This is a genomic window from Hydrogenophaga sp. L99, from assembly GCF_058731905.1.
Map to the genome: position 1 here is coordinate 2,055,501 of NZ_CM178972.1, position 14,403 is coordinate 2,069,903.

A 14,403-nucleotide genomic window follows, 5' to 3' on the forward strand; every position below is an offset into this window, starting at 1 on the left:
CGTTAGCCTCGCCTGCAAGCCCCATGACCGACCGCAACACACCGCGCCCCGTTCGCTCCCAATACGAAGATTTCATGCGCCATGTGTTCACCCAGGGCGTGGACAAAGGCGACCGCACCGGCACCGGAACCAAGAGCGTTTTTGGCCACCAGATGCGCTTTGACCTGAACGAAGGTTTCCCGCTGGTGACCACCAAGAAGGTGTTCCTCAAAGCCATCATCGTTGAGCTGCTGTGGTTTTTGCGCGGCGACAGCAACGTGAAATGGCTGCAGGAACGCGGCTGCACCATCTGGGACGAATGGGCGCGCGCTGACGGCAGCCTGGGCCCCGTGTACGGCGTGCAATGGCGCAGCTGGCCTACACCCGACGGCGGCCACATCGACCAGATCGCCGAGGTCATCCAGACCCTCAAGACCAATCCCGATTCGCGCCGCATCATCGTGAGCGCGTGGAACGTGGCCGAGCTGAGCCAGATGGCGCTGATGCCCTGCCATGCGTTCTTCCAGTTCTATGTGGCTCCGGCCACCGAGCCGGGCGGACGCGGCAAGCTCAGCTGCCAGCTTTACCAGCGCAGCGCGGACATTTTTTTGGGCGTTCCTTTCAACATCGCCAGCTACGCCCTGCTCACCCACATGGTGGCCCAGCAGTGCGATCTGGATGTGGGCGACTTCATCTGGACCGGTGGCGACTGCCACATTTACAGCAACCACCACGAGCAGGTGGCGCTGCAGCTGAGCCGCGAGCCCTTCGCCTACCCGACGCTCAACATCAAGCGCAGGCCCGATTCGATTTTTGATTACGCGTACGAAGACTTTGAGGTGGTCGGCTACGAGCACCACCCGGCGATCAAGGCACCCGTTGCGATTTAATTTCCTGGTGCGTTGCACCCACCCGGAACGCATGAAGTGTCGCCATCCAGAGGCAACGCCGAGCTGGCTTTGCCAGACGGCCAGTGCGCCTTGCAGGCCGCAGCCTCGCCAGAGTCGAGGCTTCTTCGGGCTGTCCCAGCCTGCGCAGGCAGGCTGGGAGCCGCGGCCCTCAGCCCCCTGGGGGGTGACGCGAAGCGGCGCAGGGGGATCACTTCCGTGATCTCCCGCCGCCAGCTCTGGGCGCTGCTCGCCCTCACGCTCATGTGGGGCGTTAACTGGCCCATGATGAAGCTCTCGCTGCAAGAGCTGTCACCGCTGTATTTCCGCGCCAGCACCATGCTGCTGGGGGCGGCTTGGCTGTTTGTGTACGTGGCTGCCAAGGGCGAGCGCATGTGGCCGGTGGGCCGCGAATGGAAGACCATCGCGTGGCTCGGCCTGCCCAATGTGCTGGGCTGGCACACACTGTCCATCTTCGGCGTGCAAGAACTGGCCTCGGGCCGGGCCGCCATCCTGGGCTTCACCATGCCCATCTTTACGGTGCTGCTGGGCGCTGCTTTTTTTGGCGAGCGCATCACGCCGCGCGTGCGGCTGGCCGTGATCAGTGTCAGCGTGGCCATTGCGCTGCTGCTGTGGCATGAGCTCTGGAGCCTCACCGGGCGGCCCGCCGGCATTGCCTGGATGCTGGGGGCAGCGGTTTCGTGGGCGCTGGGCACGCTCATGTTTCGCCGCGCTCACCTCACGCTTTCGCCGCTGGTGGTCACGGTCTGGATGCTGTTGCTCGGCAGCGCGGTGGTGTGGGTGCTTGCGCTGTCGCTGGAACCCCTGCCCCAGCCCAGCCGCTTTTCGCTGCCCATGTGGCTGAGCCTGGCTTATGGCGTGGTCATCAACTACGGCTTTGCCCAGCTGATCTGGTTTGGCATGGCGCGCAACCTGCCGCCGGCCACCAGCGCCATGAGCGTCATGGCCATACCGCTGGTGGGTACGCTGAGCGCCACCCTGATCGTGGGCGAAGTACCGCACTGGCAAGACTGGCTGGCCATGGGCTTCGTGATGGTGGCCATTGCCAGCGTGCTGCTGCCACCCCGCCAGCGGGCGGCACAATAGGCCCATGACCGCCGACACCCCCCGCCTGCACCTCATTTACGCCCGCGCCGCCAATGGCGTGATCGGCAAAGACAACGCCCTGCCCTGGTACCTGCCGGAAGACCTGGCGCACTTCAAACGCACCACGCTGGGCTGCCCGGTCATCATGGGACGCAAAACCTGGGATTCGCTGCCGCCCAAATTTCGCCCATTGCCGGGCCGGCTCAACATCGTGGTGTCGCGCGACCCGGCCTGGCAAGCGGCCGGCGCGCTGCACGCCACATCCATTGACGCAGCACGGGCACTTTGCCCACCCGGAAGCGACGCCTGGGTGATTGGCGGCGCGCAGATCTACGCCCAAGCCCTGCCGCTGGCCAGCAGTGTCGTGATCACAGAGATTGACCAGGCCTTTGAGGGCGATGCCTTTGCACCCACCCTGGACGCGGCCTGGCAGGAGCAAGCGAGAGAAACCCACGTGGCGGCCAATGGCCTGTCGTTTGCCTTTGTCACCTACACCCGCACAGACTGAAACCACACGAACCCATGCAACTCGCCACCTGGAACATCAATTCACTCACCGTGCGCCTGCCCCAGGTGCTCGACTGGCTCGCCGCACACCCGGTGGACGTGCTCGCACTGCAGGAACTCAAACTCACCGACGACAAGTTTCCCGCACAGGCGTTTGCCGAGGCGGGTTACCAGGCTCAGTGGTTCGGCCAAAAAACCTACAACGGCGTGGCGCTGATCAGCAAACTGCCGGCGCAGGATGTGGTTAAAAACATCCCGGGGTTTGACGACGAGCAATCGCGTGTGCTGTGTGCGACCTTCGGCGGCGTGCGCGTGATCGGCGCCTATTTTCCGAATGGCCAGGCACCTGGCAGCGACAAGTTTGCCTACAAAATGCGCTGGCTCGACGCGCTGCGCGAGTGGGTGCGCGCCGAGATGGCGGCCCACCCGCAACTGGTGTTGATGGGCGACTACAACATCACGTTTGACGACGCCGATGTGTGGGACCCCGAGGGCATGCGCGAGACCATCCACTGCACCACCGAGGAGCGCACGCACCTGCAGGCCTTGGTTGGACTGGGGCTGACCGATGCGGTGCGCCTGTTTCCACAGCCGGAGAAAAACTACAGCTGGTGGGACTACCGCGAATTCGCGTTTCGGCGCAACCGAGGCATGCGCATCGACCACATCCTGATCAGCGAAGCGATGAAGGCGCGCGCCACCGCCTGCGCCGTTGACAAGCTGCCTCGCAAAAACGAGCGCCCCAGCGACCATGCGCCGGTCGTGCTCACACTCGAATAGCGCGGATAGCCACTCATGGCACCGTCGAACTGCCGGTGCCAGGCCACAGGTGCCGCCCTTCGGGGTGACGCGAAGTGGCGCGGTGGGAACCTGCTACTCCAGGTTCAGTTCCTGAATCTTGCGGGTGATGGTGTTGCGCCCAATGCCCAGCTTCTGGGCCGCCTCAATGCGCCGCCCGCGGGTGTTGCCTAGGGCGGTCTGAATGAGCCGGGTCTCGAAGCGGCGTGTCAGCACATCCCAGACATCGGGACGGCCCTCCTCCAACAAGGCAAGGGCCTCGGCCTGCAGGCCCGATTCCCAAGCCGTCGCCGCAGCATCCCGTGGTGGCACAACCAGCCCTGCGGCGGCCAGAGCCGGCTCTTCCGAGACCAGTGAAGCCACTGGAACGGGCGCTGCCGCGGCGAATGCCACGGCGGCAGGCTCTGGCCGTGCAGGCGCTGCGGGCACAGCAGGCGGCAACGCAGTCGTACCGGCGGGAGCGGCTTCAACGGCGGACATGGCCAGCACCTCAGGCGGCAGGTCTTTGAGTTCAATGACTTGCGCGGGCGCCATCACGGTGAGCCAGTGGCACACGTTTTCCAGCTGGCGCACGTTGCCCGGAAAGTCAAACGTACCCAGCAGACGCAAAGCCGCTTCAGAAATACGCTTGGGCTCCACGCCCAGCTGCTTGGCGCTTTGCTGCAAAAAGAAGCGCGTGAGCATGGGAATGTCTTCGCGCCGCTCACGCAGCGCGGGCAAACGCAATCGGATCACATTGAGGCGGTGAAACAAGTCTTCGCGAAACACACCTTCCTTGACGCGCTGCTCCAAATTTTGGTGGGTGGCAGCAATGACGCGCACCTGCGCCTTGACAGCGCTGTGCCCGCCCACGCGGTAGAAATGCCCGTCCGACAGCACCCGCAGCAGTCGGGTCTGCAGATCAAACGGCATGTCACCAATTTCGTCCAGAAACAACGTGCCGCCGTCGGCCTGCTCAAAGCGGCCGCGGCGCATGGTCTGGGCGCCGGTGAAGGCGCCGCGCTCATGACCAAACAGTTCCGACTCCAGCAAGTCTTTGGGAATGGCCGCGGTGTTGATGGCCACGAAAGGCCCGCCTGCGCGCGGCGAATGCTTGTGCAGCGCCCGTGCCACCAGCTCTTTGCCCGAGCCCGACTCCCCCGTGATGAGCACCGTGACCTGGCTCTGACTGAGCCGCCCGATGGCACGAAACACATCTTGCATGGCCGGCGCCTGGCCCAGCATTTCAGGCGCTGCGCTCATGCGTTCTTCGGCCACCTCTTCGCGCTGGCTTTCTTCCACCGCACGCCGGATCAGCTCCACCGCCTTGGGCAAGTCAAACGGCTTGGGCAGGTACTCAAACGCGCCGCCCTGGAACGCCGAGACCGCGCTGTCCAGGTCGGAAAACGCGGTCATGATGATGACCGGCAGACCCGGCAACTTTTCCTTGACCTTCTCCAGCAGGTCCAGACCCGAGCCTCCTGGCATGCGGATGTCGCTCACCAGAATCTGCGGCCCCTCGTGCTCGGGCGTGTCGGCCAGCGCCGTCAGCACGTCTTGCGGGTTGGTGAAACTGCGGGTGGGCAGGTTTTCGCGCAACAGGGCTTTCTCCAGCACGAAGCGTATCGATTGGTCGTCGTCCACTATCCAGATCGGCTTCATGTCTATGTCTTCCCTTCGTCAGTCGATGCGTGTGGTTGTCGGCGTCAAGGCAACGGAATCAACAATTTGAAATCCGTGCGACCTGGCACGCTCTCACACTCGATCAGGCCATGGTGTTGCTGCACAAAGGTTTGCGCCAGCGTGAGTCCAAGTCCCGAACCGCCATCGCGTCCCGACACCAGCGGGTAAAAAATGCGGTCCTTGATCGAGTCTGGAACACCAGGCCCGTTGTCGATCACATGCAATTCCAGTGCCAGGCGATAGCGCTGCTTACCAAACGTCACTTGTCGGCCCACGCGGGTCTTGAAAATGATCTGGCCTTCGCCAGCTGCGATGCTGGCTGAGAGCGCCTGCGCCGCGTTGTGCGCGATGTTCAGCACCGCCTGAATGAGTTGCTCGCGGTCGCCGCGAAATTCGGGGATCGAGGTGTCGTAATCACGCACCACGCGCAGACCCTTGGGAAACTCGGCCAGGATGAGCGATCGCACCCGCTCGCACACCTCGTGAATGTTCACGTCGCCAACCACATGCGGGCGCCGGTGCGGTGCCAGCAGGCGGTCCACCAGCGACTGCAGTCGGTCGGCCTCATGAATGATGACCTGCGTGTACTCGATCAACTCTTTGGACTCCAGCTCCATCTGCAGCAACTGCGCAGCCCCGCGAATGCCACCCAGCGGGTTCTTGATCTCGTGCGCCAGGTTGCGAATGAGCTCTTTGTTGGCCTGGGCCTGGTCGATCAGCCGTTCCTCGCGCTCTTGCCGGGTCTGCTGCTCCAGCGGCAGCAGTTCCACAATGACCTCGCCAGCGGTTTCGGTCTGCGCCACCACCACGTGCACCGGCAACGGATCGTGGGCCAGGCGCTTGAGCCAGGCGTCGTAACGCAGCGCGGCAAACTCGTTGCCCCGCGCGCCGGAGAGGGCGTTGTGCAGCAGCAGGGGGTCGGTAAAACAGTCTTGAAGGCGCGCACCCGTGATGCTGCGCCGCGACATGCCCAGCGCGTCTTCCAGCGCGGCGTTGGCGTACAGCACGGAGCCGTCGGACGCCACCACCGCCACCAGGGTGGCCAAGAGGTCAAGCGACTGGAAACGCTGCGCCGCAGGGATGGAGGGGATGTCCGTTGGGTTGGCCGCGGGTGCGGGCGCCAAAGAAGGGGCGACTGGGGTGGGGGTGGGGGGGGTGGTCTTTTTCAAGACACCTATTTTGCGGCAGAACCGCGGGGGTTTGCGCCGCCGCTGAGTCGGCCCAATTCGCGGCGAATACCCTCCACATCGCTCTGTGCGCGGGCCACAGCGGCTTTGAGTTCGGCCACGCGGTCCAGGTAGCGCTGGTGGTTGCGCCCCTCGATACCCTGCTTTTCAGGCTCACCGTTGGCGTAATCCTTCTGCGCTTGGGCGAGCCGCTCCTCGGCCTTGCGCAACTCGGCTTCCAGAATGGCCCGGGCATCGCTGTCGCGGGCGCGCTGGGCCGCTGAGTCCACACGCTCGGTGCTCGTACGACCAGGCGAGGTGGACGGAGTGCTGCGTGGCGTGCTGTTGGCGCTGGGTGGGCGGGTTTCCGTGCTTCGCTGGGGGGTGGTGCCCTGCACGATGGTGATGTTGCCGCCCTCCATCAGGGTGCAGCCCCGGCTCTTGGCCACCTCGGCGTTGTTGGTGTATTCGTTGCCACAACGGTAAATGCGCTCTTGGGCCTGAGCCTGCACAAGGCACAACGCGGCTGCGCTGGCAGCCAGCCATCGGATAGCGGGGGTCGGTTTCATGGTGAACAACAAGAAAACTCCAGATGCACGTTGCTTTGAAATCAGGCGCGCACTCAGGCACGCATTTCGTTTCAGTATGACCGAAAACACCCTAAAAAGTGCCCTAGCAGGCGAAGCCTAGGGCAATTTGGCCCACGGCATGAAAAAAGGGACGGCAAGTGCCGTCCCTTTTGTATTTGACCCACAGCGCGACAAGCGCGCTGCAAGGCGGTGGTGCGGTCCCGGCGCAGGCCGGGCCCACGCTCACAGGCTGAAGTACATGTCGTATTCGACAGGCGCCACTTCAACACGGGTGCGGTTGACCTCCGTGGTCTTGAGCTCGATGTAGGCGTCCAGCATGGCGTCGGTGAACACGCCGCCTTTGGTCAGGAATGCGCGGTCCTGGTTCAGGCATTCCAGGGCCTGGTCGAGGCTGTGGCATACGGTTGGCACCAACTTGTCTTCCTCGGGAGGCAGGTGGTACAGGTCTTTGGTAGCCGCTTCGCCGGGGTGGATCTTGTTTTCCACGCCATCCAGACCAGCCATCAGCAGCGCTGCAAAACCCAGGTAGGGGTTCATCAGTGGATCGGGGAAGCGCGCTTCCACGCGACGGCCCTTGGGGTTGGCCACATAAGGAATGCGGATCGAGGCTGAGCGGTTTTTGGCCGAGTAAGCCAGCTTCACCGGGGCTTCGAAATGCGGCACCAGGCGGCGGTAGCTGTTGGTACCTGGGTTGGTGATGGCATTCAGGGCACGGGCGTGCTTGATGATGCCGCCGATGTAGTACAGGGCAAAGTCAGACAAACCGGCATAGCCGTCGCCGGCAAACAGGTTTTTGCCGTCTTTCCACACCGACTGGTGCACGTGCATGCCACTGCCGTTGTCGCCAGCGTAGGGCTTTGGCATGAAGGTAGCGGTCTTGCCGTAGGCATTGGCCACGTTGTGAATGACGTACTTTTGCAGAATGGTCCAGTCGGCGCGCTCAACCAGCGTGCTGAAACGGGTACCAATTTCGTTTTGGCCAGCGCCCGCCACTTCGTGGTGGAACACTTCAACCGGAATGCCCAACGACTCGAGGATCAGGGACATCTCGGCGCGCATGTCTTGCGTGCTGTCGACGGGGGGCACGGGGAAATAGCCACCCTTAACGGTGGGGCGGTGGCCGCGGTTGCCGCCTTCGAGCTTGGAGCCGGTGTTCCAAGGGGCTTCGTACTCTTCAATTTCGTAGAAGGTGTGGCCAGGTTCGGTGCTCCAGCGGACGCCGTCAAAAATGAAGAACTCTGGCTCTGGTCCAAAGAAGGCCGTGTCGCCCAGGCCGGAGGACTTGAGGTAAGCCTCGGCGCGCTTGGCAATGGAGCGCGGATCGCGCTCGTAGGCCTTGCCATCGGCAGGCTCGATCACGTCGCAGGTCAGGATCAGCGTGGTTTCTTCGAAGAACGGATCGATGTTGGCGGTGCTGGGGTCCGGCACCAGCTGCATGTCCGAGGCTTCAATACCCTTCCAGCCAGCGATCGAGGAGCCGTCAAAAGCGTGACCGGAGTTGAACTTCTCTTCGTCAAAATGCGAAACAGGCACCGTGGTGTGCTGCTGTTTGCCACGGGTGTCGGTGAAACGGAAGTCAACAAACTTGACGTCGTTGTCTTTCACCATTTGCATCACGTCTGCGACGGTCTTGGCCATCAAATACTCCTGTAACTGGGTAAGTGGAAATTAAGGGGACGGTGTGGATAAGCAGTTTATGTGCCAAGGCCTTGAGCACGGCGCCGAAGCCGCCAAGCCGACCATCTTCGAGATTGAAATTATCGCGCAGCCTGTGGTGCAGCCGACGCAAAAAGCCCGCGAAGGTACGGCTTTGCAGCTCAAAAGGGGCACGCAGTGCGCCGAATCAACCCGCAAATGCACTTAAATGGTGCGGCTCGTCAAAGATGCACCATAAACGCGCATTTTACGATCGCACCAATTCGGGGCCCAGCTGCGCACCACGGTCATGCAGCCCCGCCAGCAAATCGACAAAAGCCATACCCACCGCTTCGGGAGCGCCCTTGACGCCCAGCTCGATATGCCGCCCGTAGGTGGGGTGGTCCACGCTGGGCAAGCTGAACACCTTCACCGCGTGCACCGCCTCAATGCGCTCCATCAGCGGGGTCAGCGCCGCTTCCATGGCACCCATCACCACCACGGAGCGTTCGAGCCAGGCACCCTGGCGCTGGCAGTGGGGGTATTGGCCGTCAAGCACGGCTTCGATCATGGGCCAGGCCATGACGGGGAAGCCGGGCACAAAGTGCACCGTGCCCCCACCCGGGCCGTCGCAACTGAACCCAGGAATCTTGTTGTAGGGGTTTTCGATGATGCGGGCACCCAGGGGAAACACGCCCATGTTGTAGCGGTGCACGTTGTCGGGGCGGGTCGGATCAAAGGTTTGCCCCTGTTCGGTGGCGATGTCGCGCATGCGCTGCTCAATCAGGTCTTTGGCCTGCGGGTGCAAAGCCAGTTCAACCCCGAGCGCTGCTGCAGCGCACTGGCGGGTGTGATCGTCTGGTGTGGCACCAATGCCGCCGCAGGAAAATACCACGTCGGCGCTGGCAAAAGCGTCTTCCAAGGCCGAGGTGATGCGCTGGCGGTCGTCGCCCACGCAACGCGCCCAGGCCAGCGAAAGGCCGCGCGCGGCCAGCAGTTCAATGACTTTGGGCAGGTGCTTGTCGGCACGCTTACCGGACAGGATTTCGTCGCCAATGATGATCAGACCAAAGGCGGGTTGGTTGGAGGTGTTGTGGGCAATGGTCAAGGGGCACCTGATCGGTCGGGCGGTGGCAAATGGGGGGTGCTGTCGGTCAGCGGCTGGGCGTCTTGAAATGGCGCGGCTTGCGGCGGCGGATCTTCGCGGGGCTCTGCGTCCAGCACCTCCACGCCTGACGCGGCTCGCAGGCGCTGCAAGGCGGTCAGCGAAAAATGCGCAAACCAGAGCGAGGCAAAAGCAAACACCAGGGTGTAGATCCAGATCGCCACCGGCACCAGTAGCGGTGCCAGCGCGATGAACATGGCGCCCGACGCCCACAACAGGCTGGGCGCTGCACCCAGGTAGCCGCTGAGCACGCCCATAAGCAGCAGGGTGCTGCGGTTTTCGCGCAGGATCTGCTTGCGCTCTTCGCTGCTGGCATGCACGGCCAACGCGTCAAACGCAAACACCCGGTAGGTGAGCCAGCCCCAGATGAGGGGCGGCAGGATCAGCACCAGGGGCGGCACCAGCCACAGGGGCATGGACACCACCAGCACCACCACCGCCAGCAGCGTGGAGCCCAGCGACCACAGCACACTGACCAGCAGCGAGCCACCGTGCTTGCGCTCCAGCGCGGGGTAGCGCCGCTGTCCCACCAGCTCCACCATGGCGGGCGTCATGAACATGGCCACCAGCAGCAGGCACAGCAACACAATCACCGGCGTAGCCAGCACCAGCACCAACAACGGCGCAAACACCGTGCGCAGCGAACCCATGCCCAGCCGCTCCAGCCAGCTCAAAAACGCCTGCACCAGCTCATAAGCCTCCAGCCAGGCAGCCACCGAGGCCACCGCGCCTTCCCAGAAAAAATAACCCAGCCCAAACGACAAGGCCACCATCAGGATCAGCGGCAGAAACGACAGCGCGATCACGCGGGGGTGCATGCAGTAGGCCACGGCACGCCAAAAGGAATCAAACAACAGGCTCATGGCTGCAAGAATACAGGCTTTCAACCGGCCACGAAGGCCACTACCCGGCAGCCGGATGCCCCGCGGTACGGCCTTGGTCGCCAGCACCAAACACACACATGAACAGCATCACCATCGAGGGCGTTCGACTAGAAATCACCCACATCGACGGCCCGAACGACCGCGCGCCGTTGGTGTTCTTGCACGAAGGTCTGGGCAGCGTGGCCATGTGGCACCAGCGCGATCGGCATTGGCCCACCGAGCTGTGCCAGGCCACCGGCCGCGCGGGCTGGGTGTATTCGCGCCGCGGCTACGGCCAGTCCGACCCGGTGGCTGACGTGCGCGGCCCCTCGCGCTGGCAAGGCGCTTGGCATGTCGGGCGCCACGAACCCGACTACATGCACCAGGAAGCCTGGGTGGTGCTGCCCGAGCTGCTGAAGCAGCTGGGTGTGCAGCGCCCGGTGTTGGTGGGGCACTCAGACGGCGCCAGCCTTGCGCTGTTGCACGCCAGCCGCCACCCGGTGAGCGCTTGTGTGGCCATTGCGCCGCATGTGGTGGTGGAAGATGTGGCAATACGCGCCATTGCCCAGGCGCGCCAGCTGTATGAGAGCGACGGCACCGAACGCGGGTTGCGTGCGCGGCTGGGGCGCTACCACGCCGATGTGGACAACGCGTTCTGGCAGTGGAACGATGTCTGGCTCAGCGAGGCGTTTCAACGCTTTGACATACGGCCCGACTGCGAAAACATTCAGGCACCGTTGCTGGCGTTACAAGGCGAAGAAGACGAATATGGCACGCTCGAGCAACTGCACGAGATTGCGCGCGCTTGCCCCCACGCACTGACGCAAGCCTTTCCAAACTGCGGCCACAGCCCGCACCGCGACCAGCCCGTTGCGCTCACGCAAGCGGTTGTGCAGTTTCTCGCCAAAACCACATAGCTCCCCCATTTGCGGGATGGCGCGCTTTCCCTACCGTGGTCACAATCTCAGGCTACCAAAAGTTTGATCATGCCCACACACCCCGGTATCCCGCAGCAACTGGCCACCACCCTCCGCCACAACCGGGTCACCCGCCGCCAGGCCATGTGGCTCCTCGGAGCCAGTTCGGTGGGCGGGTCGCTGGTCAGCCTGCAGGGCTGCGCACAGTCCCCCGTCACGGGTGAGACCATTGTGGTGGGCATGAGCGAGGCACAGGAGCGCCAGGTGGACGCCCAGGTGGCGCCGCACCAGTTTTCGCAAGACCTCGGCGCCATTCAGGACACAGCGGTCAACCAATACGTGAGCAGCCTGGGCCAGCGCATGCACCGCATGACCCACCGACCCGACATGCCGTACTCGTACCGCGTGCTCAATGCCAACTACGTCAACGCGTACACCTTCCCCGGCGGAGCCATGGGCGTGACGCGCGGCATCCTGACCGAGCTCAACAACGAAGCCGAGCTGGCCGCCCTGCTCGGCCACGAAATGGGCCATGTGAACGCCCGGCACGCGGCGCAGCGCCAAGGCCAGGCGCTGGTGGCGCAGGCGGCCGTGGTGGGACTCAACGTGGCCGTGCAAGACGCTCAGTGGGGCCAGTTGGTGGGGTTGGGCAGCCAGATTGGCGCCAGCGCCCTGCTCTCAAGCTATTCGCGGGACCACGAACGCGAGGCCGACGCACTGGGCCAGGAATACCTGGTGCGCGCGGGCTACCCGGCGCAAGGTATGACCGCCTTGCACCAACTGCTGGTGGACGAGGAAAAAGCTGCGCCCAGCCTGGTGTCCACCCTGTTTTCGTCACACCCCATGAACACCGAGCGCCGCAACACCGCCGCACAACTGGCCGCCACCCGCTACGCCAGCAGCGCCAAGGCACCGCTGCAGCGCGAACGCTTCATGGACAGCACCGCCAGCCTGCGCCGCATCAAACCGGCCATCACCGCGTGCAAACAGGGCGAGTCGGCCATGGCGGCCAAAGCGCTTGCGCAGGCGCAGCGCCACTTTGAGTCGGCGCTGAAACTGAGCCCGCGCGATTACGCCGCCCATTTCCGCATGGCACAGTGCCTGCAAGCCCAAGGCAAAAGCACCCAGGCCCGCCAGTTTGCCCAAACGGCACAAGCCATCTACCCCCAAGAGGCGCAAGCCCACAAACTCTCGGGCGTGCTCGCGCTCAGCCTGCGCGACCCAGCCGCCGCCTTTGAGGGCCTGGACCGCTACGACCGGCAACTGCCTGGCGATCCTGGCATCACCTTTCTAAAAGGCGTTTCGCTCGAAGGCATGGGCAACCGCCAGCAAGCTGCTCAACATTACGCCCACTACCTGCGCCTCACACGGCAAGGCCAGGCCGCCCAGTTTGCCGCCAGCCGCTTGCAGGCTTGGGGGCTGGTGCGCTGAAAAAACGCCCCACCGCCGGCCCAAAGACCGGTGCGCAGCCTTCAAGCGGCTGCAAAACCACAAAGAAATCACGGGAATGGCTCGCACAAGCCTGCCAAAAGCAACCCGAGGCGCGGCGAAATCCATACACTTTGATACAAATTCGGGTACTTTCAAACAATATGAACAACTGGTCTAACCCATGGCTGCTGGCTGTGCTGGTTCCCGCGCTGCTGGCGCTGGGCGCCGTGCTCCACCGCGCCTGGGAGGCCCGCCAGGCCCGCGCCAAGCGCCGCATACCCAAACACTGGCCACTGAACACCCGTGCGCTCGCCAACAGCGAGGAAGCGCGGGTTTGGCATTGGCTGGCCAGGGCGTTTTACGACCACCACGTCATGATCAAATTGCCGGTGACGCGATTCACGCTGCCGCGCGACCGCGAACAAGGCATGCACTGGTACCGACTGCTCGGTAGTGTGTATTGCACCTTCACCATCTGCAAGGCAGACGGCCGGGTGGTGGGCTGCGTGGACGTGCCCGGTACCGCCGGCCTGCCGCGCAGCGCCCGCAGCCTCAAGCACTCACTGCTCACCCAATGCGGCCTGCCCTACTGGGTGGTGCGCTCGGGCAGCTTGCCCACGGTGGCCGAGATCCGCGCCGAGTTTTTGGGCGAATCACCCACCACCCAGGCGATGCGCGAACGCGAGCAAGAAGAGCGGGCCATCATCGCTGCGCAAACCAATTTGAGAACCGTGCTGACCCGCCAGCGCAGCAACCGCCAAAGTGATTTCGCGCCCTTGTCCAACTGGCCCAACAGCGCCAGTGGTGGGCTGCGCAGCGACTTCAACTCGCAGTGGCAGGACGACAACTCGTTCCTGATGCCGTTGGACAGCCGCCGGGGCGACCTGCTCTGAACCCAGCCCGGCTCAAGCAGCAGCTGGGCTCACACGGCCGTTTTGACCGGCACTTTCTGCGTCAGCACCTGCACTTCTTCGGCAGTGAGCCAGCGCCATTGCCCCGGCAAAAGGTCTTCCGGCAGCACCACCGGGCCAATGGAGGAACGGTGCAAACCCTCTACCCGATTGCCCACCGCGGCCACCATGCGCTTGACCTGGTGGTATTTGCCCTCGGTCAGCGTCAATTGCAGGTGTGTGTCGCCGAGCGCCGCACAGGCTGCGGCACGCACCGGCTTGGGGTCGTCGTCCAGCACCACGCCGTCAAGCAGCCGGGCCACCTGCCGATCGTCAAGTGCGTGCTTGACCTGCACCTCGTAGACCTTGGGCACATGGTGGCGGGGCGAGGTCATGCGGTGGATGAACTTGCCATCATCGGACAACAGCAAAAGGCCTGTGGTGTCCTGGTCCAGCCGACCCACCGCCTGCACGCCCGCAGCCGCACCGCCGCCCCGGTTGCGCAGCGGGCCGGGCAGCAGGGTGTAAATGCTGGGGTAGGTGCTGGGCTTTTGCGAGCATTCGTAACCCGCGGGTTTGTGCAGCATGAGGTAGGCCAGCGCGTGGTAATGCCAGGTTTCACCCTGGACGCGAAACACCAGGCCGGTTTCTTCGAAGGCTTCGGTGGGGTCGGTGCAGGTCGCGCCATCGGCCCCCACCTGCACCAGCCCTTGCTGTACCAGGCCACAGCAAATGCGGCGTGTGCCGAAGCCCTGAGAAAAAAGAATGTCCTGTAGCTGCATCATGATGGAAGGATTGTCGCCGCA

General features: G+C 63.7%; 14 protein-coding genes. 7 read left to right on the plus strand and 7 right to left on the minus strand.

What is annotated here, in order from left to right; all coding sequences use genetic code 11:
* The first annotated feature begins 23 nt into the window (after positions 1 to 23).
* From AC4QBL_RS09780 to AC4QBL_RS09795, 4 genes are all read left to right on the plus strand, one after another.
* A complete protein-coding gene (locus tag AC4QBL_RS09780) occupies positions 24 to 869 on the plus strand; it encodes a thymidylate synthase (protein WP_472907148.1) in 846 nt (281 codons plus the stop codon).
* A 216-nt stretch (positions 870 to 1,085) separates the two neighbouring features.
* Positions 1,086 to 1,973: a DMT family transporter gene (locus AC4QBL_RS09785; RefSeq protein ID WP_472907147.1), complete on the plus strand. Its 888-nt coding sequence runs from the start codon at positions 1,086 to 1,088 to the stop codon at positions 1,971 to 1,973.
* A 4-nt stretch (positions 1,974 to 1,977) separates the two neighbouring features.
* Complete coding sequence (locus AC4QBL_RS09790; protein WP_472907146.1) at positions 1,978 to 2,481, plus strand: dihydrofolate reductase; 504 nt, start codon at positions 1,978 to 1,980, stop codon at positions 2,479 to 2,481.
* Between the two features lie 14 nt (positions 2,482 to 2,495).
* Positions 2,496 to 3,260 carry an exodeoxyribonuclease III gene (locus tag AC4QBL_RS09795; RefSeq protein ID WP_472907145.1) on the plus strand — a complete coding sequence of 255 codons (765 nt, stop codon included), beginning with the start codon at positions 2,496 to 2,498 and terminating at the stop codon, positions 3,258 to 3,260.
* Between the two features lie 93 nt (positions 3,261 to 3,353).
* On the opposite strand, the gene ntrC is transcribed toward AC4QBL_RS09795, so the two are convergent.
* The 6 genes from ntrC to AC4QBL_RS09825 form a co-directional block, all read right to left on the minus strand.
* On the minus strand, positions 3,354 to 4,919 hold the full coding sequence (gene ntrC, locus AC4QBL_RS09800; RefSeq protein WP_472907144.1) for a nitrogen regulation protein NR(I): 1,566 nt from the start codon (positions 4,917 to 4,919) through the stop codon (positions 3,354 to 3,356).
* Between the two features lie 44 nt (positions 4,920 to 4,963).
* Positions 4,964 to 6,064 carry a nitrogen regulation protein NR(II) gene (glnL, locus tag AC4QBL_RS09805; RefSeq protein WP_472907143.1) on the minus strand — a complete coding sequence of 367 codons (1,101 nt, stop codon included), beginning with the start codon at positions 6,062 to 6,064 and terminating at the stop codon, positions 4,964 to 4,966.
* A gap of 50 nt (positions 6,065 to 6,114) precedes the next feature.
* Positions 6,115 to 6,675, minus strand: a complete 561-nt coding sequence (locus tag AC4QBL_RS09810; RefSeq protein ID WP_472907142.1) for an efflux RND transporter periplasmic adaptor subunit — start codon at positions 6,673 to 6,675, stop codon at positions 6,115 to 6,117.
* 243 nt (positions 6,676 to 6,918) lie between these two features.
* Positions 6,919 to 8,334 (minus strand): type I glutamate--ammonia ligase, encoded by a 1,416-nt coding sequence (gene glnA, locus AC4QBL_RS09815; RefSeq protein ID WP_472899762.1) that lies wholly within the window; start codon positions 8,332 to 8,334, stop codon positions 6,919 to 6,921.
* Between the two features lie 265 nt (positions 8,335 to 8,599).
* On the minus strand, positions 8,600 to 9,439 hold the full coding sequence (locus AC4QBL_RS09820) for a competence/damage-inducible protein A (protein ID WP_472907141.1): 840 nt from the start codon (positions 9,437 to 9,439) through the stop codon (positions 8,600 to 8,602).
* A complete protein-coding gene (locus AC4QBL_RS09825; RefSeq protein ID WP_472907140.1) occupies positions 9,436 to 10,359 on the minus strand; it encodes an EI24 domain-containing protein in 924 nt (307 codons plus the stop codon). The genes AC4QBL_RS09820 and AC4QBL_RS09825 overlap by 4 nt, the downstream gene beginning before the upstream one ends.
* Positions 10,360 to 10,457: 98 nt before the next feature.
* On the opposite strand from AC4QBL_RS09825, the gene AC4QBL_RS09830 reads away from it, so the two are divergent.
* From AC4QBL_RS09830 to AC4QBL_RS09840, 3 genes are all read left to right on the plus strand, one after another.
* Entirely contained in the window at positions 10,458 to 11,276 is an 819-nt protein-coding gene (locus AC4QBL_RS09830; protein WP_472907139.1) for an alpha/beta fold hydrolase, read from the plus strand.
* A 69-nt stretch (positions 11,277 to 11,345) separates the two neighbouring features.
* Positions 11,346 to 12,707, plus strand: coding sequence for a M48 family metalloprotease (locus AC4QBL_RS09835; RefSeq protein ID WP_472907138.1), 1,362 nt, complete (start codon positions 11,346 to 11,348; stop codon positions 12,705 to 12,707).
* Between the two features lie 161 nt (positions 12,708 to 12,868).
* Complete coding sequence (locus tag AC4QBL_RS09840) at positions 12,869 to 13,600, plus strand: DUF2726 domain-containing protein (RefSeq protein ID WP_472907137.1); 732 nt, start codon at positions 12,869 to 12,871, stop codon at positions 13,598 to 13,600.
* Between the two features lie 29 nt (positions 13,601 to 13,629).
* Here the strand turns inward: AC4QBL_RS09840 and AC4QBL_RS09845 are convergent, their stop codons facing one another.
* A complete protein-coding gene (locus tag AC4QBL_RS09845) occupies positions 13,630 to 14,379 on the minus strand; it encodes a 16S rRNA pseudouridine(516) synthase (RefSeq protein ID WP_472907175.1) in 750 nt (249 codons plus the stop codon).
* Between the last annotated feature and the right edge of the window lie 24 nt (positions 14,380 to 14,403).

Coding starts and splice junctions, on each gene's coding strand:
- AC4QBL_RS09780 (WP_472907148.1), top strand. CDS start 24: ATGACCGACCGCAACACACCGCGCCCCGTTCGCTCCCAATACGAAGAT.
- AC4QBL_RS09790 (WP_472907146.1), top strand. CDS start 1,978: ATGACCGCCGACACCCCCCGCCTGCACCTCATTTACGCCCGCGCCGCC.
- AC4QBL_RS09795 (WP_472907145.1), top strand. CDS start 2,496: ATGCAACTCGCCACCTGGAACATCAATTCACTCACCGTGCGCCTGCCC.
- ntrC (WP_472907144.1), bottom strand. CDS start 4,919: ATGAAGCCGATCTGGATAGTGGACGACGACCAATCGATACGCTTCGTG.
- AC4QBL_RS09810 (WP_472907142.1), bottom strand. CDS start 6,675: ATGAAACCGACCCCCGCTATCCGATGGCTGGCTGCCAGCGCAGCCGCG.
- glnA (WP_472899762.1), bottom strand. CDS start 8,334: ATGGCCAAGACCGTCGCAGACGTGATGCAAATGGTGAAAGACAACGAC.
- AC4QBL_RS09825 (WP_472907140.1), bottom strand. CDS start 10,359: ATGAGCCTGTTGTTTGATTCCTTTTGGCGTGCCGTGGCCTACTGCATG.
- AC4QBL_RS09830 (WP_472907139.1), top strand. CDS start 10,458: ATGAACAGCATCACCATCGAGGGCGTTCGACTAGAAATCACCCACATC.
- AC4QBL_RS09835 (WP_472907138.1), top strand. CDS start 11,346: ATGCCCACACACCCCGGTATCCCGCAGCAACTGGCCACCACCCTCCGC.
- AC4QBL_RS09840 (WP_472907137.1), top strand. CDS start 12,869: ATGAACAACTGGTCTAACCCATGGCTGCTGGCTGTGCTGGTTCCCGCG.
- AC4QBL_RS09845 (WP_472907175.1), bottom strand. CDS start 14,379: ATGCAGCTACAGGACATTCTTTTTTCTCAGGGCTTCGGCACACGCCGC.